The organism is Leucobacter faecis (genome assembly GCF_054456695.2).
Genome location: NZ_JBTJER020000021.1, coordinates 1 through 22,703 on the forward strand (window position 1 = coordinate 1; position 22,703 = coordinate 22,703).

Annotated in this window: 22 protein-coding genes; 15 read left to right on the forward strand and 7 right to left on the reverse strand. The window is 64.3% G+C overall.

The window, feature by feature from the left end:
- Positions 1 to 157: 157 nt before the first annotated feature.
- The 3 genes from ACXR2W_RS13840 to ACXR2W_RS13850 form a co-directional block, all read right to left on the reverse strand.
- A complete protein-coding gene (locus ACXR2W_RS13840) occupies positions 158 to 1,228 on the reverse strand; it encodes a Fic family protein (RefSeq protein WP_458817069.1) in 1,071 nt (356 codons plus the stop codon).
- An 827-nt stretch (positions 1,229 to 2,055) separates the two neighbouring features.
- On the reverse strand, positions 2,056 to 2,790 hold the full coding sequence (locus ACXR2W_RS13845) for a LuxR C-terminal-related transcriptional regulator (protein ID WP_458817067.1): 735 nt from the start codon (positions 2,788 to 2,790) through the stop codon (positions 2,056 to 2,058).
- Positions 2,787 to 4,340, reverse strand: a complete 1,554-nt coding sequence (locus ACXR2W_RS13850) for a sensor histidine kinase (protein ID WP_458817065.1) — start codon at positions 4,338 to 4,340, stop codon at positions 2,787 to 2,789. The genes ACXR2W_RS13845 and ACXR2W_RS13850 overlap by 4 nt, the downstream gene beginning before the upstream one ends.
- A 174-nt stretch (positions 4,341 to 4,514) precedes the next feature.
- On the opposite strand from ACXR2W_RS13850, the gene ACXR2W_RS13855 reads away from it, so the two are divergent.
- The gene (locus ACXR2W_RS13855) at positions 4,515 to 5,522 is read left to right on the forward strand and encodes an ABC transporter ATP-binding protein (protein ID WP_458817063.1); all 1,008 of its coding nucleotides are present in this window, start codon (positions 4,515 to 4,517) and stop codon (positions 5,520 to 5,522) included.
- Positions 5,519 to 6,643, forward strand: a complete 1,125-nt coding sequence (locus tag ACXR2W_RS13860; protein WP_458817061.1) for an ABC transporter permease — start codon at positions 5,519 to 5,521, stop codon at positions 6,641 to 6,643. The genes ACXR2W_RS13855 and ACXR2W_RS13860 overlap by 4 nt, the downstream gene beginning before the upstream one ends.
- Before the next feature lie 702 nt (positions 6,644 to 7,345).
- On the opposite strand, the gene ACXR2W_RS13865 is transcribed toward ACXR2W_RS13860, so the two are convergent.
- A complete protein-coding gene (locus tag ACXR2W_RS13865) occupies positions 7,346 to 8,644 on the reverse strand; it encodes an NADPH:quinone reductase (protein WP_458817059.1) in 1,299 nt (432 codons plus the stop codon).
- A 633-nt stretch (positions 8,645 to 9,277) separates the two neighbouring features.
- Between ACXR2W_RS13865 and ACXR2W_RS13870 the strand changes: the two genes are divergently transcribed.
- The 6 genes from ACXR2W_RS13870 (at position 9,278) to ACXR2W_RS13895 (ending at position 15,047) form a co-directional block, all read left to right on the forward strand.
- Positions 9,278 to 10,720 carry a DHA2 family efflux MFS transporter permease subunit gene (locus tag ACXR2W_RS13870; RefSeq protein ID WP_458817073.1) on the forward strand — a complete coding sequence of 481 codons (1,443 nt, stop codon included), beginning with the start codon at positions 9,278 to 9,280 and terminating at the stop codon, positions 10,718 to 10,720.
- Positions 10,721 to 10,756: 36 nt separating this feature from the next.
- Positions 10,757 to 11,083, forward strand: a complete 327-nt coding sequence (locus ACXR2W_RS13875; RefSeq protein WP_458817055.1) for a thiamine-binding protein — start codon at positions 10,757 to 10,759, stop codon at positions 11,081 to 11,083.
- A 129-nt stretch (positions 11,084 to 11,212) separates the two neighbouring features.
- Complete coding sequence (locus ACXR2W_RS13880; protein WP_458817053.1) at positions 11,213 to 11,563, forward strand: type II toxin-antitoxin system RelE/ParE family toxin; 351 nt, start codon at positions 11,213 to 11,215, stop codon at positions 11,561 to 11,563.
- A 5-nt stretch (positions 11,564 to 11,568) separates the two neighbouring features.
- On the forward strand, positions 11,569 to 11,874 hold the full coding sequence (locus ACXR2W_RS13885) for a helix-turn-helix domain-containing protein (protein WP_458817051.1): 306 nt from the start codon (positions 11,569 to 11,571) through the stop codon (positions 11,872 to 11,874).
- A gap of 80 nt (positions 11,875 to 11,954) precedes the next feature.
- The gene (locus tag ACXR2W_RS13890; RefSeq protein WP_458817049.1) at positions 11,955 to 13,055 is read left to right on the forward strand and encodes a DUF2207 family protein; all 1,101 of its coding nucleotides are present in this window, start codon (positions 11,955 to 11,957) and stop codon (positions 13,053 to 13,055) included.
- 138 nt (positions 13,056 to 13,193) lie between these two features.
- Positions 13,194 to 15,047, forward strand: a complete 1,854-nt coding sequence (locus ACXR2W_RS13895) for an ABC transporter ATP-binding protein (RefSeq protein WP_458817047.1) — start codon at positions 13,194 to 13,196, stop codon at positions 15,045 to 15,047.
- Positions 15,048 to 15,082: 35 nt separating this feature from the next.
- On the opposite strand, the gene ACXR2W_RS13900 is transcribed toward ACXR2W_RS13895, so the two are convergent.
- A complete protein-coding gene (locus ACXR2W_RS13900; RefSeq protein ID WP_458817045.1) occupies positions 15,083 to 15,346 on the reverse strand; it encodes a type II toxin-antitoxin system RelE family toxin in 264 nt (87 codons plus the stop codon).
- A complete protein-coding gene (relB, locus tag ACXR2W_RS13905; protein ID WP_458817043.1) occupies positions 15,343 to 15,630 on the reverse strand; it encodes a type II toxin-antitoxin system RelB family antitoxin in 288 nt (95 codons plus the stop codon). Before relB ends, ACXR2W_RS13900 begins: the two co-directional genes overlap by 4 nt.
- Positions 15,631 to 15,660: 30 nt before the next feature.
- Between relB and ACXR2W_RS13910 the strand changes: the two genes are divergently transcribed.
- The 7 genes from ACXR2W_RS13910 to nrdF all read left to right on the forward strand — a co-directional run bounded on the left by ACXR2W_RS13910 (position 15,661) and on the right by nrdF (position 22,115).
- Positions 15,661 to 16,908: a pyridoxal phosphate-dependent aminotransferase gene (locus ACXR2W_RS13910; protein ID WP_458817041.1), complete on the forward strand. Its 1,248-nt coding sequence runs from the start codon at positions 15,661 to 15,663 to the stop codon at positions 16,906 to 16,908.
- Complete coding sequence (gene rlmH / locus ACXR2W_RS13915; RefSeq protein WP_458817039.1) at positions 16,905 to 17,363, forward strand: 23S rRNA (pseudouridine(1915)-N(3))-methyltransferase RlmH; 459 nt, start codon at positions 16,905 to 16,907, stop codon at positions 17,361 to 17,363. The genes ACXR2W_RS13910 and rlmH overlap by 4 nt, the downstream gene beginning before the upstream one ends.
- 35 nt (positions 17,364 to 17,398) lie before the next feature.
- On the forward strand, positions 17,399 to 17,803 hold the full coding sequence (locus ACXR2W_RS13920) for a hypothetical protein (RefSeq protein ID WP_458817037.1): 405 nt from the start codon (positions 17,399 to 17,401) through the stop codon (positions 17,801 to 17,803).
- A gap of 293 nt (positions 17,804 to 18,096) precedes the next feature.
- On the forward strand, positions 18,097 to 18,330 hold the full coding sequence (nrdH, locus tag ACXR2W_RS13925) for a glutaredoxin-like protein NrdH (RefSeq protein ID WP_017792526.1): 234 nt from the start codon (positions 18,097 to 18,099) through the stop codon (positions 18,328 to 18,330).
- A gap of 64 nt (positions 18,331 to 18,394) precedes the next feature.
- Positions 18,395 to 18,796 (forward strand): class Ib ribonucleoside-diphosphate reductase assembly flavoprotein NrdI, encoded by a 402-nt coding sequence (gene nrdI, locus ACXR2W_RS13930; RefSeq protein WP_458817034.1) that lies wholly within the window; start codon positions 18,395 to 18,397, stop codon positions 18,794 to 18,796.
- Entirely contained in the window at positions 18,796 to 20,934 is a 2,139-nt protein-coding gene (gene nrdE, locus ACXR2W_RS13935; protein WP_458817071.1) for a class 1b ribonucleoside-diphosphate reductase subunit alpha, read from the forward strand. The genes nrdI and nrdE overlap by 1 nt, the downstream gene beginning before the upstream one ends.
- 203 nt (positions 20,935 to 21,137) lie before the next feature.
- A complete protein-coding gene (gene nrdF, locus ACXR2W_RS13940; protein WP_458817032.1) occupies positions 21,138 to 22,115 on the forward strand; it encodes a class 1b ribonucleoside-diphosphate reductase subunit beta in 978 nt (325 codons plus the stop codon).
- A gap of 347 nt (positions 22,116 to 22,462) precedes the next feature.
- Here nrdF and ACXR2W_RS13945 read toward each other — a convergent pair.
- A partial coding sequence (locus tag ACXR2W_RS13945; protein WP_489948864.1) for a hypothetical protein occupies positions 22,463 to 22,703 on the reverse strand: 241 nt, incomplete at its 5' end.

A 22,703-nucleotide genomic window follows, 5' to 3' on the forward strand; every position in this document is an offset into this window, starting at 1 on the left:
ATTTTCACCGTGGGGCTCTGGCCTTACAAGGCTTGTAATCGATTATTTATAAACCCCACACTCATAGGGTCTGCGCGACGAAGGAGTCGCAGGATCCACCCCGCACCGCTCACTACGTGAATCACTGCGCAGGTGCGCAGGGGCGCAGGTGCGCAGGTTAGGGCCGCCGTCGACGAGCGCGGGCGCCGAACCTATCGAGTGCTGACAGCACCTCCGGCGTGTGCCAGATGCGGTTGCGCTTGTAGCTGTTCGTCTGGACGAGGATGCCGGCGTTCACCAGGCGCTCAATTGCAGTCGTCGCGGAGACCACTGAAACATGTAGTTCGTTAGCCACAATCTGTGCGGTGATGACCGGCTGTCGCAGGAGCAGCTCTCGAATGGCGACCCCTGTGGAACCGCGACGGGCAGGAGCCGTGTCAGCCCAGTCCGCCGCGATCCCCTGGAGCTCCTCGACGAGGGTGCGCCCGTTGGCGATACCTGCAAACACGGCATCAACGAAAGCCAAGATGATCGGACTCGGGTCGCCTTCGCGATAGCTCGTGAGAGCTCGGAAATAGCGGTCGGTGTCGCTGAGCAGGCCGGCCGACACAGGTACGGTGACGTTACGAGTGAGGCCACCGTGGCGGAGCATGCTGTGCAGCAGCGCGCGGCCGGTGCGGCCGTTGCCGTCAGGGAACGGGTGGATCGTTTCGAACTGCGCGTGAGCCAGAGCTGCGTGAGCGAGCACTGGCACGTCGGTCCGGGCGCAGAATCGTACGAGGTCGGCCATCAGACCAGAAACGCGATCGTTGTGGGGCGGTACGAATACAGCGGCGTGGGGCGAGATGCTTCCGCCCCCGATCCATACTGGCTCTTCTCGGAATTTACCGGTGTACTCAGGGGCGCTCTCGAAGAGGAGCGCGTGTTGCATCGCGATGATCGCTTTCTCGTTGATGTTCTCGCTTAGTTCCAATGCGGCAGTCATTGCTCGAACGTTCGCAACAACCAGGCGAGCATTGCCTGACTTTGCGGCGTCGAGCTCAGCGAGGGCGATCTGTTTGGCGCTCGATGTTAGCTTCTCCACCTCGGAGCTGGATGCTGACTCGGTACGAAGCAATACCGAGGCGAACGGGGCCGTGACGGCACCCATTTCGGAGTCGAAACGAGCCAGCTCAACGCTGGCGTCGTCCGCAGCCGCCAGTGTTTCGGCATCTAAGCGTACGTCAAGCTCTGCGATCAGCGGCAGCACGGCAGCCTGGTAGTCACCGCCTGCGAGTAGCATCTGTCGGCGTGAGGCGAGCACGGTGGTGTCTCGTGCCCACGGTCGCGGCTCGGTGGTAATTGCCGGCCAGGTGGGATGTTGATCAGAATTAACCTGCGGCATAGAATCATCTTAACAAAGGTTACGTGTATAACCTTTAATATGACGAAGTTGTTCTAAGCGGAGGCCTCGCTACAGCACGTCGTGTCCATCCGCGCGGACGTTACTATTCTGGTCTTCCATTGTCGGCGGATCATACGACACAGGAGTGAGGGAAAACGCAACGGAACGAGGTGAATCTCATAGTGCTAGATATGCCCGACCTGCCCATCAAAGTTACTGAACGAACCGAGGCCGATACTCTTGCAGAGATTGCTCGGATTGAGCTTGAGTTTGGTCGTTTTGAGGAGCTGCTGGCTCAGTCTGAGTCAGAGTCTTTAACAGTTCCCGAGCGCATAGCGTTCTTGAGGCTCGATGGCCTCCAGTTTTTGGCACATATAGGTTCATGAAACCGCGTGGCGCTCAGGCAGAAGAGTCACCCTGCGCCGATAATTCCTGTCATCCTGCGCGACGAAGGTGTCGCAGGATCAACACCCGTACCGCTAACTACGTCAATCACAGCTCAAGCATCAGTTTTCCCAGACTATTGATGCTTGAAGCGTGATCGATGTGCGAAGGGGTGCTTCTGCTGCTTCCCACTCCGAGCTGCCCCGAATAGGTCGCTGACAATTCCTGCCATGAAGTTCTGATTCCGCTTGAAACCGCCCGTGGCTAAAGCAGAACTAGTCGCGCATATTATGGGCGCGAGGACTGGGCTACAGCACGTTTTGGGTGTGCGCCCAGACGACGGCCTGAATGCGGTCGCGCACCCCGAGCTTCTGCAGAATGTTTGACACGTGGGTCTTCACGGTTGACTCGCCTACGAACAGAGCCGCCGCGATCTCGGTGTTTGAGGCTCCGGTCGCGAGCTGCCGCAACACGTCGCGTTCACGCTCAGTGAGACCCGCCGCTTCGAGCGGGCACGGGGCGCCTGCGGTGTCGGCGGTGTCGGTGGCACCCGCGGCACCCGCGGCACCCGGGACACCATCGGCACCCGCGGCGCGTTCCATCACCGCGCGGGTGACGTCTGGACCGAGCAGCGCGCCACCGCCCGCGAGCGTACGCACGGCATCGATGAGCTGCTCGGCGCGTGCCGTCTTGAGCAAGAAACCGCTCACCCCCGCGGCCAGCGCGTCAAACAGGTAGCGCTCATGCCCAAACGTGGTGAGCACAAGCACTGCGGGTGCCGCTGATGTGCTCGCTGCAGCTCCTGCGGCACCCGCCACACCCGCAACGCCGCCCAGAATCTGCCGCGACGCTGCAATACCATCGAGCTTAGGCATCTCGACGTCCATGCAGATCACGTCGGGGGAGAGCTCTGCCGCGAGCTCCACCGCCGCAACACCATCGGTGGCCTCACCCACGACCTCAATATCGGGCTCCGTCTCGAGGATGATGCGAAACCCAGACCGCACGAGCGCCTGGTCATCAACGAGCAGTACGCGGATCACGCGCGGCCCCCCAAAATAATTGAGCTGCTCTCGGGGGTATCGGCGAGACGTGCACCCCCGGCAGAATCCGACGCGCCACTCAGACCACTCAGACCACTCGCGCCACTAGCGGGTGCCACACCCAGCGGAACGCGGGCCCGCACCAGAAACCCACCGCCCTCGCGGCGCATCGTTTCGACGGTGCCACCGACGGCGCCCACGCGCTCACGCATGCCGCGAAGCCCGAGCCCGGCACCAGTACTGCCCGCGCCAACACCAGCAGCGGCACCACCAGAGAAACCGCCAGCACCCAGCCGCTGCGCCGTGCCCGTGTCACCCACTTCGAGCTCGACCGCACGCGCCTCAAACCGCAGCCGCACCGTCGCCTCGGCACCAACGCCCGCGTGCTTGCGCGCGTTCGTGAGCGCCTCCTGTGCGGTGCGGTACAGGGCGACATCGACGAGCATCGGCACGGGGCGCGCCTCGCCCGCCACGATCAACGTCGCCGGTAGCCCCGCCGCCGCAGACGCCGCGACGAGCGCCGGCAACTGCGCGATGCCAATTGTCGTTGCGGCGTCCCCCGTCTCGGGCGCCCGCAGCGTGCCCACGAGCCCGCGCAGCTCGGCGATCGCGGTCTCGGCGCTCGATTCGACGACCTCGAGGGCGGCCGCGGCGCGGGCAAGCTCGGCTGTTCCGGATCCGGCGCCAGCACCCCTCGAAACACCCGCGCCCGCCTCGGCCCGCTCGACGAGACGCCGTGCCGCGCCCGCCTGAATGCCCATCACCGAGACGTGGTGCGCGACGACGTCGTGCAGCTCGCGGGCGATCGCGATGCGGTCGAGCGCGACGGCCTGCTCGGCGCTGGTGCGGCGTTCGAGCTCGAGCTCGCGACCCTGCGCCTCGAGTTGGGCACGCATGCGGGCCGACTGCCAGGAGCGGTCACCGAAGTAGAACGCGCCACCAAAGTACAACAGGTTCGTGATGATCTGAATGACCGAGTATGTGGCGAATGCCGAGAAGAGCCCCGAGCGGGAGACTCCGGGCATCGCGTCGACGTCTGACGACGCGATGATGAGCGCGACGACGAGCCACAGAATCATCGCGGCGCTGATGCCACAGCGGATCCAGAATGCGAGGGCGCGCCGCGGCTCCCACGAGCCGACCGTGTACAGGGCGATGAACAGGCCGATGTTGGTGATGAGCAGCTCGGGTACCGCGAACTGTCCGCAGATGAAGAAGCCGAGAGCTGCGAGCACCGCGACGGGCACCGGCCAGAGGCGGCGCAGCGCGAGCGGCAGGGTGACAAGACCCAAACCCAGCACCGACACCCACAGGGGTGCGGGGTGCTCGTAGATTCCGGTTCGGGCATACAGCAGCGACGTGGTGACGGCGGCGGCTGCGAGCACGGCCGCGAGGCCCGCGTCGAAGCGCAGCGTCTCGCGGGTAGCGCGCGGTCGCACCCAGCCGCTGCCCGACGTTGTCGTGGCTGGGTCGGCCGGGTCGGCTGGCCCTGTCGGCCCTGTCGTGTTGCTTAGCGGTGCCGTATCGCTCAGCAGCGCGGGTTCACTCATGAGGTTAAGCGTAACGGGGTGGGAGGCTCAAGGCCTCCGCCTGACGGGGGACTCTGTGCCGTAAACACTCGCCGACCGGGCCAGCCAGAACGAACACGCACCACAATCTCCCCCTCGCGGGGGAGGCGGCGCACCCTGCCGCCCCGCCAAGCTAGAGATAACGAAAGGATCAGCATGATCGAGATCAAGGGAATCGGCCGCACGTTCGGCGATCGCCGCGTGCTCGACGACGTCACGTTTGGGGTCGCGAGCGGCCGCATGACGGGCTTCGTGGGCGGCAACGGCGCGGGCAAGACCACCACCATGCGCATCATCCTCGGTGTGCTCGCGCAAGACACAGGCAGCGTGGAGTTCGACGGGTCGCCCATCACACCGGCCGACCGCTCGCGCATCGGCTACATGCCCGAGGAACGCGGGCTCTACCCCAAGATGAAGGTGCTCGAGCAGCTCGTCTACCTCGGCCGCCTGCACGGCATGGCCCCCGCCGCCGCCAAATCGTCGGCCGAGCAGCTCGTCGAACGCCTCGGCCTCACCGAGCGCGCGAACGACACTCTCGAGAGCCTGTCGCTCGGCAACCAGCAGCGCGCACAGATCGCCGCCGCGCTCGTGCACGAGCCCGCCGCGCTCGTGCTCGACGAACCGTTCTCGGGCCTTGACCCGATGGCCGTCGAGGTGGTGCTCGGGGTGCTGCGCGACTACGCCGCACAGGGCGCTCCCGTACTGTTCTCGTCGCACCAGCTCGACATTGTCGAGCGGCTCTGCGACGACGTCGTCGTGATCGGCAGCGGCAAGATTCTCGCCGCCGGCTCACGCGAGGGGCTGCGCGCGGCTCATGCGGGCCTGAGCTTCGCCCTCGAACTCGCGGGCCCCACCGCCGACGCGGGCTGGGTGCGCGAGCAGCCCGGCATCACCGTGACCCACCTCGATGGCGGTCTCGCCCGCTTCGACGCCGAGACCGAGGGCGCCGCCCAACGGGTCCTCGCCGCGGCGGTCGCGCTCGGCACGCAGGGCGACGCAGGCGCGCTCGGCGCGCAGGGCGACGCAGGCGCGCTCGGCGCGCAGGGCGACGCAGGCGCGCTCGGCGCGCAGGGCGCGGCGTCAGGCAGATCCGGCACGATCGTGCGCCGTTTCGGCCACGAAACCCCCACGCTCGCTCAGATCTTCAAGGAGGTAGTGCGATGAGCACCCAGCACCAGGCGCGCGCCAAAGCGCCGCACCAGCAGCTCGCCCCGGCCCAGGCGACCTGGCTCGTCGCTGAGCGCGAGATCACGACCCGCCTGCGGTCGAAAGCGTTTCTCGTCTCGACCGGAATTCTGCTCTTCCTCGTGCTCGCGGGCGTGCTCGCGAGCGGCCTCATCGCGCAGGCTGGCGGCATCGGCGGCCCCACGAAGGTCGCCGCGGTGGGCAGCTCGGTCACGCAGCTTGATGCCGCGGGGTTCGAGGTCACCGAAGCTCCGGATCGCGCCACCGCCGAAGCCCTCGTGCTTGACGGCGAGGTTGACGCCGCAGTGGTCGACGGTGGCGACACCCCAGTCGACCTGACCGTGCTCGCGAAGGACAGCCCGCCCACAGACGTACTGCAGGCGCTGTCGGCGTCGCCCTCGGTCGAACTGCTCGCGCCCACGACAGATAACCCGTTTCTCGCCTACATGATCGCGATCGCGTTTGGTGTCGTGTTTATGATGAGCGCGATCACGTTTGGCACGACGATCGCGCAGAGCGTGGTCGAAGAGAAGCAGACCCGCATCGTCGAGATTCTGCTCGCGACGGTGCCGGCGCGCACCATTCTCGCGGGCAAGATTGTGGGCAACAGCATCTTGGCGCTCGCGCAGGTGGTGGCGATCGCGGCGCTCGCGTCAGTGGGCATGCTCGCGACCGGGCAAGACCTGCTGCTCGGTGAACTCGGCACCGCGCTGATCTGGTTTGGCATTCTCTTTGCGTTTGGCTTCGTGCTCTTGGCGGCGCTGTACGCGGCGCTCGCCTCGCTCGTGTCACGGCAGGAGGACATCGGTTCGGTGACGAGCCCCGTCATGATGCTGGTGATGCTGCCCTACATGGGCGTGATCGTGTTTTACGACAACCCCGTCGCGCTCGCGGTGATGAGTTACGTGCCGTTCTCGGCGCCGGTGGGCATGCCGATGCGGCTCTACCTGGGCACCGCTGAGTGGTGGGAGCCGGTCTTGTCGGTGGGCGTGCTCGCGGTCTCGATCGCGCTGGTGTGGGCGCTCGGTGCCCGCATCTACGAGGGATCCATCTTGCGCACAGGCACCCGCGTGAAGCTGGGCGAGGCACTCAAGGGTTGAGCGGGCGTGCCTGTGCCCTGACTCGTGCCACTTGTTAGAATTTCCTACATCATTTGATGAGAGGTTGCGCCAATAGGTGGATTCGTCACGCTGCGCGAGCGGAGCGAGTCGCAGCATCCACACTAGATTCAGCGACTGTGCGCAGAATGATAATGGTCTAGTGCGCGGCCTCGCAGAAATCGTTGACTTGATGCGGTGCTGGCACGTGTGCCACCGCACTAAAACGAGGGGCTTGCTCACTCACTGGCGCGCAATGTCAGGCTCCGAACAGCAATTGGGAAAACTATTTCTGGCCGGCGCTCGTTACTACATGAGCTGTCTGCCTGCATTCAAACAGCACGAACAAGGTCACACACAGGCGCCAAAGCCTCGTGTGGCCAAAAGTGGGTGTTATCAGGACCGATAACACCCACTTTTGGCCGCACGGCATCTTATGGCAGCGTGCAACACGCCAATTCGTCAGAGGAGTCGATCTTTGGTGCAACGGATGCGGGCAACGTTTCATTCGCCGGGGCGGTTGCCTTCAAGGTTCGACTTGTGCACTGCGCGCCAGCAGTAAAGTGGCACGAGTCAGGTCAAGGGCTGAGCGCTCGCGCCTGTGCCCACGCTCACGCTCACGCGCACGCCTGATGGCACTACCGGGGCCACGGGTGGTGGTTATGAGGCCGCATAACCACCACCCGTGGCCCCAGTAGAGCTGTTTTAGTTCGAGGGGTTGGGTGCTGCTGGCTTTGGCGCTACCGGTTTAGGGCCGGGTTTTGGGGCAGCAGCGCTCACGGTGCCCGCGCTCTCCGTGGGGTGCGGCGTGGGCTTGGGGCCGGGCTTCGGCGTCGGCCCGGTCGGCGCCGTCGGGCCCGCAGGCTTTGCCGACGGAGCGGCGGGTTTTAGAGCCTCGGCGCTTGTCGAACGGGGTGCGGGGGCGTGCGGTTTAGGGCGCGCGGTGCCGGGCTTTACGAGCAGCTTGCCGGGAGCCGCGTGCGACTCCATCAACCGGTGTGCGCCAGCGGCCTCTTCGAGCGTGAGCACTTTGGCGACCCGGCCCTTGAGCTGACCCCGCGCAAGCATGCTGTTGATCGCCGCTGCGGCAGCCGCAAGCTCTGCGACTGACGCGTTGCTAATCACGAACCCGCGCAACTGAATGTCACGGGTGTAGAAATCGGTGGGCGAGATTGTGCCGCCAGCAGCGCCAGCAGCAGCGCTTGTACCTCCGGGAGCAGCATTCGAGCTGGCACCCGCGAGCCCCGCCGACACGATGACGCGACCACCGCGTGCCATGAGCCGCAGTGATGCGGCGAGGTCGAGCCTGCCGGTTGTATCCCACCACACGTTCACCCCGTCGGGCGCGGCAGCGTACACCCGGTCGAGCAGTGCAGCATCGGTGCGGTCGAACACCTCGTCGGCGCCGCATGCGCGCACCCAGTCGGCGTCGTGCGGGGAGCACGACGCGAGCACGCGGGCCCCCATCGCGTGCGCCAGTTGCACGGCGGCCGATCCGACCCCGCCCGCGGCGCCCCCAACGAACACGGTTTCGCCCACGAGTAGCCCGGCCTCGCGCACGAGCCCCAGGTATGCGGTTGCCGCGGTGTGTGAGACTGTCGCCACAGCCTCGGGTGCGACCCCCGCGGGCAGCGCGTACAGCCGCTCGACGGGCACCAGCGCGAACTCGCTAAACGAGCCCTGCCTGCCGTCGTACCCCAGGCTGTTGCACCACACCGAGTCGCCCACCTTAAACCCGGTAACACCGGGCCCCACCTGCGCGACAGTGCCAGCGATGTCGCGGCCAATAACAAATGGCTCACCGGCGGCCGCGGGCCGCGCCGTCGCGTATGCGCCCGACCTGATGAAGGTGTCGACGTGATTCACCGCCATCACCGTGCTCTGCACGAGCACGCTGCCGGGCCCGGGGCGTGGAATAGGCACGTCGCCCACCACAATTGAGTCGGCCGGGCCTGCTTCGCGAACGAAAGCGGCCCGCATGTGTTCTACGCCGTCGATAGTCATGTGCTCAATCTACGCCCGATGTATGTGATGGTGGACCCTGCGACTCGCAAGCTCGCGCCCACCTCCTGTCTTCCTGCGCGACGGAGAAGTCGCAGGAGACACTCGCGCCTAGATTCTGCGAGTCGCAAGCTCCCGCAGAATGACGAGGTGTGGGGCAAGCTCCCGCAGAATGACGAGGTGTGGGGCAAGCTCCCGCAGAATGACGGGGTGTGGGGCAAGCTCCCGCAGGGCGACGGGTTGGTGTGCTCGCGCAGGGTGACGGGTTGGTGTGCTCGCGCAGGGTGACGGGTTGGTGTGCTCGCGCAGGGTGACGGGTTGGTGTGCTCGCGCGCCACGAGAGATTTGCACTCGCGCAGGAGATCCGCCGTCCTGCAGGATCAAAACGCAGAAAGTCTCCTGCGGGAGTGCAGATCTCCTGCGGGAGTGCAAATCCCCCGCAAGCGCGCGGAGCCCCAGCTCGTGGAGCAAGCGCGTGGAGCAAGCGCGTGTGCGCAGACAGAACTGATCGACAGCTGGACAACCGCACGGCCCGATCCGGAGCGAAGCACGTAGGCTTAGCGAGTGAAGAACGAGCGCAGCACCCCAGAAGAGAACGCAGCTAAGCCGATCAGGCCGTGGGCGGCGCTGTGGTCGATGGTGCTGGGTTTCTTCATGATTCTGGTCGATACGACGATCGTGTCGGTCGCGAACCCGTCGATCATGCAGGGTCTCGACACGACCATGACGGCGACGCTGTGGGCGACGAGCGCGTACCTGCTCGCGTATGCGGTGCCGCTGCTCATCACGGGGCGCCTCGGTGACCGATTTGGCCCGCGCCGGCTGTACCTGATGGGGCTCATCGTGTTTACGCTCGCGTCGCTCGCGTGCGGAATGGCTCCCAACATTGAGGTGCTGATTGGCGCGCGCGTCGCGCAGGGCCTGGGCGCCGCGATGCTCACCCCGCAGACCATGGCTGTGATTACGCGCATCTTCGCGCCCCGCGAGCGCGGTTCTGCGATGGCGATCTGGGGTGTCACGGCGGGCGTCGCGACTCTCGTGGGGCCGATCCTGGGCGGTTTCTTGATCGACGCCGCCGGATGGGAATGGATCTTCTTCGTCAACCTTCCCGTGGGTGTGATCGCGTTTGTGCTCGCCCTCAAATACGTGCCCAAGCTGCCCACAAGCGCTCACCGCTTCGACTGGCTGGGCGTCGCGCTCAGCGCCGCGGGCATGTTCATGCTCGTGTTCGGTATTCAAGAGGGCGAGAGCTACGACTGGGGCACGATCGTGGGCCCCATCACCGTGCCGATGCTCATTATCGCGGGCGTCGTGCTGCTCGTGCTTTTCGTGCTGTGGCAGTGGAAGCAGAACGGCGAACCCCTGATCCCGCTGCGTATTTTCAGGGACCGAAACTTCTCGGTGGGCACCGCCGTGATCGTGACCGTGGGCTTCGCGGTCACCGCGCAGAGCCTGCCCATGATGTTCTACTTTCAGCTCGTGCTCGGCCTCACGCCTACCCAGTCGGCCCTGATGCTCGCTCCCATGGCGGTGCTGTCGATCGCGCTCGCACGCCCCGTCGGGCTGTTCATCGACCGCGGCGAACCGCGCCGCGTCGCGACCCTCGGGCTCGTGCTGGTCGCGGCCGGCCTCGCCATGTACTTCGTGCTGATGCGCCCCGACGCCTCGATCTGGCTGCTGCTCGTGGCGAGCGCGGTGCTCGGCCTCGGCAACGCGTTCATGTGGGGTCCGCTCGCTTCGATCACCACGTTCGGTCTGGCCCCTGAACTCGCGGGCGCCGGATCAGGCGTCTACAACACCAGCCGCCAGGTGGGGGCGGTGCTCGGCTCAGCGGCCATCACGGTGCTCATGGCGGCGCTGTTGAGTGCACAGTTTGGCGCTGCGGCCGCGAAGATGGGCGAGCAGGGAGCCGGTCGTGTGGGGGCGCTGCCCGAGCCTGTGCGTGAGGGATTCTCGAGCGCCATGGCGCACTCGCTGATTTTGCCGCTCGCGGTGATCGCGGTGGGTATTGTGGTGACACTGCTGTTTGGCAAACGCCCCGTGAAGTCAGAGACGGGGCCGGTGCCCGTCAACCCGTAATGCTGCGCGCTTGCGCCCCCCCAGAAAGGAAACCCCATGATCCTCGCCTTTTCAGTTGCGCCGAGCGGTGAAGCGCCGGGCCGCAAAGAGCGCGCCGACGGCTCAGTATCAGACGCGGTCGCTGAGGCCGTAAAGGTGGTGCGCGCCTCGGGGCTGCCGCACCGCACCTCGTCGATGTTCACCGAGATCGAGGGGGAATGGGACGAGGTGTTCGACGTGGTGAAGCGCGCCACCGAGGCGGTCATGCCGTTTGGTGCGCGGGTGTCGCTCGTCATCAAGGCCGACATTCGCCCCGGCTTCGCGGGTGAGATCGACGGCAAGCTTGAGCGGTTGGAGCGCGCCGTCGAGGCCTCGGCTGATTGAGGGTCAGGGCCAGACCCGGCTCACCCAGCAAGAGTGAGTGTGCGTATCCTCAGCAGCTCGGACTCCAGCTCTCGGTGAAAGATAGATTGCACACTTGCAAGTAGACCTTGTGGGGTCTACGCTTGTGTTATGTGGCAGGTGGACATTGAGTTGATTGCCGCGTGGCTCACATCCTTGGACGGCGACTCGCGTGAGCAGGTCATTGCTGCAATAGAGCTGCTCGAAGATCGAGGCCCTCAACTAGGCCGACCCATCGTTGACACGGTGACGTCCTCTAAGCATCGAAATATGAAAGAGCTTAGGCCGGGATCGACCGGGCGGACAGAGCTGCGGGTCCTGTTTGCGTTCGACCCCGACCGCTCGGCGATCCTGCTGCTTGCAGGCGACAAAGCTGGCAACTGGACCCGCTGGTACAAGAAGAATATTCCGTTAGCGGACCACCTGTTTGACGCGCATCTGCGTTCATTGAGAGGAAAGTGATCACCATGGCGATGACGTTGAAGAGCTTTGTCGCGGAGCATCCCGTGGACCGCGCGCGAGTTGAAGCGCACAAGGAGCGGATGCTCGCTGAAGTGAGGGCATACCGCCTTCGCGAGCTCCGTGAGCAGGCAGGCCTCACACAAGCACAGCTCGCTGAGCGTATTGGGGTCGGTCAGCGCCAAGTCTCCAAGATCGAGCATGGTGACCTGGACAATGCAAAGATCGGCACTATTCGCAACTATCTCGAAGCCGTAGGTGGCGTGCTAGCGATCGAATACGTATTGGGTGACAGCCGTGTGCGGGTGGCATAGCAGGCGGCCTGCCGCACACGATTTGTTGCGAGGGTAGACGCTACGCGAGACCCGAGTAGAACCCGCCCTACACTCGAAACATGGTGTTTTTTGCGATCTTGACGGCGGCTCTGCCCGCGCTCGCGCTGCTCGTCATCGCGATTGTCTCGCGACTGCGTTCACGGCAACCCGTTGGAACAGTCATCGCCGAGTACGCACCGCTGCCGAATTCGAACATCCTGTTCGACGCGGTACTCGCGGGCTCAGACTCGAAAGCGCTCGCCGCGGCGCTCATTGACCTCGCACTGCGCAAGAAGATTCACCTCGTGATGCAGCCCGCGGGCGACGCCGCGGGCGACGCCGCGGGCGCGACCAAGGGCGCAAAACCTCAGTTCGCGGCAGAGATCATGCCCGGTGTGCGGTTCACGGGCGCTGAACAGCGGGTGCTCGCCGTGTTTTTGGGGGCACAAGAACGGGGCAAGGCCGCGCGCAAGATCTCACCCGCGAAAGGCGTCGCAGGCCGTAAAGCTGCCGCGCTGCTCACCGATACCGTGAGTGACCTCGCCCGACGTGGACTGATCGCCCAGCGTTCGGTGCGCTGGCCCAGCAACGTGGTCAACGTACTCGGGTGGGTAGGCGTGGCCGCAACCCTCGTGATCGCGGGAAGCTGTGGCGCCGTGTGGGTGACCGAGCCGACAGCACCGGCGGGGGTGCTGGTCGCAGTGGCCGCGTTCGGTGTGACCGTCGCCGCCCTCATCGTGTGCCCGCGGCCGTGGCGCAGGTTTCTACCACCGAGTCAGCTGGCGAGGCGCCACCTCGCCGGCATGCGCGAGTACATTCGGCTTGCTGAGGCCGACCGGCTGCGGGTGCTGCAGTCGCCGCAGGGTGCGATGCGTGTGCCTGCGCAAGCGGGGGCCGAACGGCTCCAGCTGCACGAGCAGCTACTGCCCTACGCCGTTCTGTTTGGGCTCGAGAAGCAGTGGGCCGAGGTGCTGCGCGTCGATGCTCAGGCGGTCGACGGTGACGCGTTGCTCTCGGCGCTCGACAGCGCGACCGCGATCGCCGAGCTCACACGGCTCACGCTGCAGCTCGCTGAGATCGCGGGAGACCTCGGCGAGCTCGGAGCCCTCGACGCGGTCGGCCAGGTGTTCGACGCCGCGGGGTCGGCGTTCGAGGGCCTCGGCGACCTCTTCAGCATCTGACCTACTGAGCATCTGACCAGCTCAGCAACTCACCTGCTGCGCGAGTGAGCTCGCGCGGTTCGCCAGAGATCCGGATCATGCAGCGGCCGCGCCGCGAACAGCCGGGCCCAGCCTGCCCGCCCCGCTATGCTCAGGGGCATGAGACCAGGCGGGCGCGGTGTAGCGGGCGGCGATAGGGCGAAGCAGCGTGAAGAGAACGCTGAGGCGCCGAAGATCCCAAACCTGGGGCGCCACATTGTCGACCTGTTTCGGCCGTACCGGGCGCAACTCACGCTCATCATCGCGCTCGTCGTCGTGTCGGCCGGGCTTGGTATTTTGCCGCCGCTGATCACGCAGCGCGTGTTCGATGACGCACTGTTTCCCAAAGACAGTGTGCCCAATCTTCCGCTGCTCGGGTGGCTCGTGGGGGCGATGGTCGCGGCGTTTGTGCTCTCGAGCGGCTTAGGCATTGTGCAGACGCTCTTCACCGCACGCGTGGGCAACCGTGTGATGGGCGACCTGCGGGTGCGGCTGTTTGCGCACCTGCAGGCGATGGAGCTGGGGTTCTTTACTCGCACCAAGACGGGCGTGATTCAGTCAAGGCTGCAAAACGACGTGGGCGGCGTCGCGAACGTGCTCACGAATACGGTGTCGAGCGTCATCGGCAACACCGTCACCGTGATCGCGGCGGGTGTTGCGATGGTGATTCTCAGCTGGCAGCTCACCCTCATCGCGCTCGTGCTGATGCCCGTGATCGTCATCGCGCAGCGCCGCGTCGGCCAGGTGCGGGCGCGCATCGCGGGCAAAACGCAGGAGTCGCTGTCTGAAATGACGGCAATCACACAAGAGGCGCTGTCGGTGTCGGGCGTGCTGCTCGCGAAAACCTACTCGCGTCAGCGCGCAGAAACTGAGCGCTACGCGGCCGAGAACGAACGCCAGATCGCGCTGCAGGTGCGGCAGACGATGAGCGGCCAGTTCTTCTTCGCGATGGTGCAGGTGTTTCTGTCGGCGGTGCCCGCCATCGTGTACCTCGTCTCGGGATTCATCATCGCGGGTGCGCAGGGCGACGGGTTCGACCCAGGCATTACGGCCGGCACGATCGTCGCGTTCACGACCGTGCAGTCGCGCCTGCTGTTTCCGCTCATGGCGCTCATGCGCATCGCGCTCGACCTGCAGACGTCGCGGGCCCTGTTTGCGCGCATCTTCGAGTATTTAAACCTCGAGCCCGCGATCATCGACGCCCCAGGCGCGATCGATCCTTCTGACGCTCCGGAGAATGCCGGGCGCATCGAATTCGATGCCGTCACGTTTCGCTACGCCGACGCGGTAGCGGGCGAGCGGCCGACGCTCGACCGGGTGTCGTTTCGGGTGGAGCCGGGCGAGTTCGTGGCGTTTGTGGGAGCGTCGGGGTCGGGCAAAACGACCATCGGGTCGCTCGTGCCGAGACTGTACGACGCGAGCGAGGGGAGCGTGCGCTACGCGGGCAGCGATGTGCGCGAGCTGCGGCAAGAGGCGCTCATGGATCGCATCGGGGTGGTAACACAAGACCCGTACCTGTTTCACGCGACCATCGCCGACAACCTGCGTTACGGCAAACCCGACGCTTCGCATGAGGAGCTCGTAGCCGCAGCGAAGCTCGCGAACATTCACGACGCGATCTCGGGGTTTGCAAAGGGGTATGACACGGTCGTGGGGGAGCGCGGGTACCGGCTTTCGGGCGGCGAGAAGCAGCGCATCGCGATCGCGCGAGTGCTGCTCAAAAACCCGCGCGTGCTCGTGCTTGACGAGGCGACGAGCGCGCTTGACACCGTGAACGAACGCGCGGTGCAGCGGGCGCTCGACGGCGCGCGGGGCGGCCGCACGACGATCGCGATCGCGCACCGGTTGTCGACGATTGAGGGCGCCGACCGCATCTACGTGGTGGGTGAGGGGCGCATCCTCGAGCACGGCACTCACGCGGATCTGATTGCGCGCGGCGACGCCTACGCGAAACTGTACGCGCAGCAGCAGTAGCAGCGCTGAATTATTTGAGCAGGCCTAGTGCCTGCTCACTCGTAGATGCTGCTGCGGTGGTCGATGTCGATCACCAAGACGACGAGGCGTGCGTCAAGTAGGTCGCAGACGATTCGATAGTCACCGATGCGATAACGCCACAGGCCAGATAGGCCCCCGGTGAGCGCTTTGCCCCTGCCGCGGGGGCTATCGAGGGTCGTGATTGCTCGAAGCGCGGAACGAATGCGTCGTGCGGTTTGGGGGTCGGCCTTGCGTAGCCACTTCGCCGCCTCAGGCGAGAGCTCAACCTCCCAGGTCACTCGATCTCATCTAAGATCGAGGCGTCAACGGGTGAGTCGCTTAGCCCAAGCTCATGCTCGACTACAGCGAGCGGCACAGTCTTCGCTCGGCCCGAACGAAGGTCTGCCGAACGTGAAACGATGCGTTGCTCCCATTCCAGCTCGGCCAGGTCGCGCTCGAGCACCTCGCGCACAATGTCGCCCTGGCTGCGCCGGGTCGCCTTGGCTAACGCTTCGACACGCTCACGCAGGGCTTCTGGTAGCCGAACCGAGATTGGCCGCCCAAGCGGTGCTGACGTACTCATGTAAACATTGTAATCCACTACACTTCTTCTGTGCGGCAGAAGCGTCAGATCACCCAGTCCAAGAAGCTCGCGGGGGTGCGCTACGACGTGCGCGGCCCGATCCTGCAAGAGGCCGAGAAACTTGAGCGAGCGGGACACGAGATTTTGAAGCTCAACATCGGCAACCCGGCCCCGTTTGGGTTTGAAGCGCCGCCCGAGATTGTTGAAGCGTTGCGGGGTGCGCTGCCGGGCGCGCAAGGTTACAGCGACTCGCGTGGCATTCTGCCCGCCCGCGAAGCCGTTGCGCGCTACTACGCGAGCGTAGGCGTTACGGGCGTCACGGCCGATGACGTGATCGTGGGCAACGGCGTGAGCGAGTTGATCTCGCTCGTGCTGCAGGCGCTCGCGGGTGACGGTGACGAGATTTTAGTGCCCGCGCCCGACTACCCGCTGTGGACGGCGCAGGTCACCATGTCGGGCGGGCGGGCCGTGCACTACCCGTGTGACGAGGGCAACGGATGGATGCCCGACCTGGACGCGATCGAGCGGCTCATCACGCCCGCGACCAAGGGTATTGTGCTGATCAACCCCAATAACCCCACGGGAGCGGTGTACAGCGCCGAACTTGTGCGCGGCTTCGCCGAGCTCGCCGAACGGCACGGCCTGGTGCTCATGGCCGACGAGATCTACGAGAAGATTCTGTACGACGGTGCGACGCACGAGCACGCGGCACTGCACGCGCATGACACGCTCTGCCTCACATTTAGTGGGCTTTCGAAAGCGCAGCGGGTCGCAGGGTTCCGCGCCGGGTGGCTCGCGATCTCGGGCGACAAGGCGCGCGCCAGCGACTTTCTCGAGGGGCTCACGCTGCTCACCAACATGCGCATGTGCTCGAACGTGCCCGCGCAGCACGCGATCCCGGTCGCACTCGGCGACCCCGACTGGTCGGGCATCGGCGCGCTGTGCGCACCGGGCGGGAGGTTGCGCGAGCAGCGCGACACCGCCCACCGGCTGCTCACCGCGATCCCCGGGGTCACCTGCGAGCTCCCCGGCGGCGCGATGTACCTGTTTCCGCGCCTCGATCCCGAGGTGTACCGCATCGACGATGACCAGGCCTTCGTGATCGACCTTCTGCGCGCGACCCGGGTGCTGGTCACGAACGGGCGCGGTTTCAATCTTCAGGCTCCGGATCACCTGCGCTTTGTGACCCTGCCCGCCGTGCCCGTGCTCGAGGAGGCGATCGGGCGCATCGCCGAATTCCTTGCGTCGGTGCGCGGGGAAGGGGCGGTGGCGGCGTGAGCGTACGCGTGCTGGCCGTCGGCAAGAAACACGAGAAGTGGGTCGTCGACGGCATCGACCGCTACGAGAAGCGGCTGCGCAAGCCGTTCGATGCGTCGTGGCAGTTGCTGCCACACTCGGCACGCGAGGGTGATGCCGCGCGCACCGAAGAGTCTGACAGGATCCTCGCGAAGCTCGACGCGAATGCCTTCGTTGTGCTGCTTGACGAACGCGGCCGCAACGTTGATTCACCCGAGCTGGCGCGCACCCTGCGGGGCGCGTTTGACGCGGGCCGCCAGGTCTCGGTGGTCATTGGCGGTGCCTACGGTGTGAGTGACGCGGTGCGAGCGCGCGCCGACTTCGTGTGGAGTCTGTCGAAGCTCGTGTTTCCGCACCAGCTCGTGCGACTGATTCTGGCCGAGCAGTTGTATCGCGCGCAAGAGATCGCCGCCGGGAGGCCCTACCACCACGTGTAGCTCGCGATGTCCGAGGTGCGGCGTAGCCTGCGGGCATGAATCCTTTTCGTCTTGCTTCGCGCACGCGGCCGCCGCCCGGGGCTGCGCGGCGCTGGCGCGCAAACATTAGCGCGGCGGTGCGGGCGCGGGCCGCGCCCCTTTCTACAGAGCAGGGCGCCGCGATTGCGGTGCCCTGGCGGGTAGTGTCACGCTCACCCGACGGTGATATTGAGGTGGCGCACAGTGGGCGAGCACCCGCGCACTCAGTGCGCTTCGCACTTGCCGGCGGCGGCATGCTCGGCTTGTCCTTGCCGGGCACAGTGTTGCCGGGTGAACGGGTCACGGTGCTTGTGCGTCACGGTGAGGCGGGAGTCTGCGCGGCAGCGCCCGATGCCATGCTCGTGCTGCGCTGGTTTGAGCCCGATGGCCGCGAATATTTGTGGCCCATTGCGCTCGAGTAGGCGCGCAGGGTAGGCGCTTGTGCCACCGCTGCGGGCACGCTCCGGGCACACTACGCGCGACACGCCGAGGCGGGGTGGGGAGGAAAGTTTCCACGTACGGGCTGGCCTGTGGATAACCTGCCGCGAAGCGCGAGACTATGCGAAAAGTTCTCCCCAAGTGAGGGGGTGGGGCGGTGGATAGGAAGTGGAAAACTACATGGATGTAACTACACCATGTTGTGGTTAAGGTCGGTGTGGTTCACTATATGTAGTGCCTCGGCCGAGGCGCGTGTGTTTTGAAAGAGGGGCGTGAAATGGCCATCACGGTATACACCAAGCCGTCGTGCGTGCAGTGCACGGCGACGTATCGTGCGCTCGACAGCAAGGGCATCGAGTACAACGTGCTCGACCTGTCTGAAGACGAGACGGCGCTCGAAACGGTGAAGGAACTGGGGTACCTCCAGGCTCCCGTCGTGGTGACCGACGACGAGCACTGGTCGGGCTTTCGTCCCGACAAGATCTCGGCGCTCGCAAGCCGGCTGGCCTAGGCCGCCGCGCTTCAATACCCCGGGTAATGTACTCGGGGTACAGCGGTATATGAGGTAGATGATCATGACTGATCTGGTGTATTTCTCGAGCGTCTCGGGCAACACCAAACGCTTTATAGACAAACTGGGTCGCCCCGCGGCCCGGATCCCGCTCTACGCGCGCGAAGAGCCGCTCGTGGTCACAGAGCCGTACGTGCTCCTCGTGCCCACATACGGCGGCGGCCCCGCCACAAGGGCCGTGCCCAAGCAGGTCATCAAATTTCTCAACGATGAGAGAAACAGAGGACTGCTGCGCGGCGTGATGGCAGCCGGCAACATGAACTTCGGTTCAGGGTTTGCGATTGCCGGCGACATTATTGCGAGGAAGTGCCAAGTGCCCTTCCTCTATCGATTCGAAGTATTTGGAACCCCGGACGACGTTACGGCCGTTCGGAAAGGATTGGAAGAGTTTTGGAAGCATCAGTGATGGAGTCACACGAGTCCTCGAAGATCAGCGAGATGGATTACAACTCGCTGAACGCCATGCTGAACCTCTACGACGCAGACGGCAAGATCCAGTTTGAGAAGGATCGCGAGGCCGCGCGGCAGTACTTCCTGCAGCACGTCAACCAGAACATGGTGTTCTTCCACAACTTTGAAGAGCGCATGCGCTACCTGATCGACAACGACTACTACGAGAAGGCGCTGCTCGACCAGTACGCCCCCAAGTTCGTTGAGTCGCTCACCAACGAGGCTTACGCCATGAAGTTCCGCTTCCCGGCGTTCCTCGGCGCGTTCAAGTTCTTCACGTCGTACGCCCTTAAGACGTTCGACGGCAAGCGCTACCTCGAGCGCTTCGAAGACCGCGTAGTGATGGTCTCGCTCGGCCTCGCACAGGGCGACGAGGAGCTCGCGCGCGGTTTTGTGCGCGAGATGATCTCGGGCCGCTTCCAGCCGGCCACCCCCACGTTCCTCAATCTCGGTAAGGCGCAGCGCGGCGAGCTCGTCTCGTGCTTCTTGCTGCGCGTCGAGGACAACATGGAGTCGATCTCACGCGGTATCAACTCGTCGCTGCAGCTGTCTAAGCGCGGCGGTGGCGTAGCGCTGTCGCTGTCGAACATTCGCGAGTCGGGTGCCCCGATCAAGAAGATCGAGAACCAGTCGTCTGGCATCATCCCTGTCATGAAGCTGCTCGAAGACAGCTTCAGCTACGCGAACCAGCTGGGCGCGCGTCAGGGCGCGGGGGCCGTGTACCTCTCGGCTCACCACCCCGACATTATGAAGTTCCTCGACACCAAGCGCGAGAACGCCGATGAAAAGATCCGGATCAAGACCCTCTCACTGGGCGTCGTGGTTCCCGACATCACGTTCGAACTCGCGAAGAAGAACGAAGACATGTACCTCTTCTCGCCGTACGACGTCGAGAAGGTGTACGGGGTGCCGTTTGGCGACCTGTCGGTGTCTGAGCACTACTACGACATGGTGGGCGATGCGCGCATCAAGAAGACCAAGATCAGCGCGCGCGTGTTCTTCCAGACCGTGGCCGAGCTGCAGTTCGAGTCGGGCTACCCCTACATCGTGTTCGAAGACACGGTCAACAAGGCGAACCCCATCAAGGGCCGCATTAACATGTCGAACCTGTGCTCAGAGATTCTGCAGGTCAACACCCCCACGACCTACAACGAAGACCTCAGCTACGACCAGATCGGCAAGGACATCTCTTGCAACCTGGGCTCGATGAACATCGCCATGGCGATGGACGGTGGCGACCTCGCTTCGACCGTTGACCTCGCGATCCGGTCGCTGACCGCGGTGAGCGACATGAGCTCGATCGCCTCGGTGCGATCGATTGAAGACGGCAATGCTCAGTCGCACGCGATTGGCCTTGGCCAGATGAACCTGCACGGTTACCTCGCTCGTGAGCGCGTGCACTACGGCTCAGAAGAGGGCATCGACTTCACGAACATCTATTTCTACACGGTGCTGTTCCACGCGCTTCAGGCGTCGAACAAGATCGCGATTGAACGTCAGCAGGTGTTTGGCGGCTTCGAGGACTCGAAGTACGCGTCGGGTGAGTTCTTCGACAAGTACACCGATGCCGAGTGGCTGCCCGAGACGCCTCGCGTCGCCGAGATCTTCGCGGCCGCCGGCATCGAGATCCCCACGCAGGATCAGTGGCGTGCGCTGAAGGCGAGCGTCATGGAGCACGGTATCTACAACCAGAACCTGCAGGCCGTGCCGCCCACCGGCTCGATTTCGTACATCAACAACTCGACGAGCTCGATCCACCCGATCGCCTCGAAGGTTGAGATTCGTAAGGAAGGCAAGCTGGGGCGCGTGTACTACCCGGCGCCGTTCATGACGAACGACAACCTCGAGTTCTACGAAGACGCCTACGAGATCGGCCCCGAGAAGATCATCGACACGTACGCGGCGGCAACGCAGCACGTCGACCAGGGTCTGTCGCTCACGCTGTTCTTCAAGGACACTGCGACCACCCGCGACATTAACCGCGCGCAGATCTACGCGTGGCGCAAGGGTATCAAGACGATCTACTACATCCGGATCCGTCAGCTCGCGCTCGAGGGCACCGACATGACCGAGTGCGTCAGCTGCATGCTCTAGCATCGGCCAGGAGTGTTCCCTCACGGGAGCACTCCTTCTGATCTTCCAGGGCATTCCTGGCTATCCTGGGAGCGGTCATCCTGCGGGACCTGCTACCCCGGTCATCCTGGCCGGGACCTGCTGCCCCGGTCATCCTGCGGGAGCGAAGCGAGTCGCAGGATCCAAACAACGAGAAATACAAAGCACGAGCCAAGAAGGAAACGATGAACCCGAAGCCGTTCAAGCTGGGCCACGCGGTACAGGCGATCAACTGGAACCGCATCGAGGACGAAAAGGACCTTGAGGTCTGGAACCGCCTCGTCAACAACTTCTGGTTGCCCGAGAAGGTGCCGCTGTCGAACGACGTGCAGTCGTGGGCGACGTTCACCGATGACGAGAAGCGCCTCACTGAGCGCGTCTTCACCGGCCTTACCCTGCTTGACACGATCCAGGGCACCGTCGGCGCGGTCTCGCTGATCCCCGATGCGATCACCCCGCACGAGGAAGCCGTGCTCACGAATATCGCGTTCATGGAGTCGGTGCACGCCAAGAGCTACTCGTCGATCTTCTCGACGCTCTGCTCGACACAAGAGATCGACGACGCGTTCCGCTGGTCGGTCGAGAACCAGTACCTTCAGAAGAAGGCACAGATCATCGTCGACTACTACGAAGGCGACGACCCGCTCAAGCGCAAGGTTGCCTCGACCCTGCTCGAGTCGTTCCTGTTCTACTCGGGCTTCTACCTGCCGATCTACTGGTCGTCGAAGGCGAAGCTCACGAACACGGCAGACCTGATTCGCCTCATCATTCGCGACGAGGCCGTGCACGGCTACTACATCGGCTACAAGTACCAGCAGAGCGTCGCCAATGAGACGCCCGAGCGTCAGGAAGAGCTCAAGGCGTACACGTTCGACCTCATGTACGAGCTCTACGAGAACGAGGTGCTCTACACGCAGGATCTCTATGATCCCGTAGGCCTCACCGAAGACGTCAAGAAGTTCTTGCACTACAACGCCAACAAGGCGCTCATGAACCTCGGCTACGAGCCGATGTTCCCCAAGGAGATGTGCGACGTCAACCCGGCGATCATGTCGTCGCTTTCGCCTAACGCAGACGAGAACCACGACTTCTTCTCGGGCAGCGGTTCGTCGTACGTCATCGGCAAGGCAGAGGCCACCGAAGACGAGGATTGGGACTTCTAAGACTTCTCCTTCGAAGCCCCAGGTAAATACCAGGTCACGCCCCTGATCCGCGAATTTTCGCAGGTCAGGGGCGTTTTCGTGTCTCCAGTCGAGAGACAGAGGAGAACAGAGATGAACAGGAATACCCATTCGAAGTGGCACGGGGATGGCACGCGCGCACCTTCCAGCTGGAAGGAGGGTGGAGCAGAGGCCGGAATTTGCGGTTGCCGCACCACCCAATCCGTGCCACTTCGTGCCACAAGCGATCGAATCAACCCCCGGAGATCCGCGGAATCATGCGGATTTGTGAGGGGTGTGAAGTCGAGTGGCACGAAAAGGCACGACAGTCCACCAGCGTCCGTTCGAGTCTATGGGAGGTCATCATGAGTAACAGCAAACGCGAGAATTGGGGGAGCCTGCGCAAGCTCCCTTTGTTGCATGTACTTGCCGCAGGGGTACATCATCACCCGCCACAACCACACCAGCACCCGTTTGGAGGCAGCGGAATACTGGGTCGGTCGATGGCTTCGCCGGTCAAGTGAGTATTCGAAGGCTTCAGCACCGGCGATATTGCGAGTGAGCACCAAGCAATATTGCGATTGAGCGCCG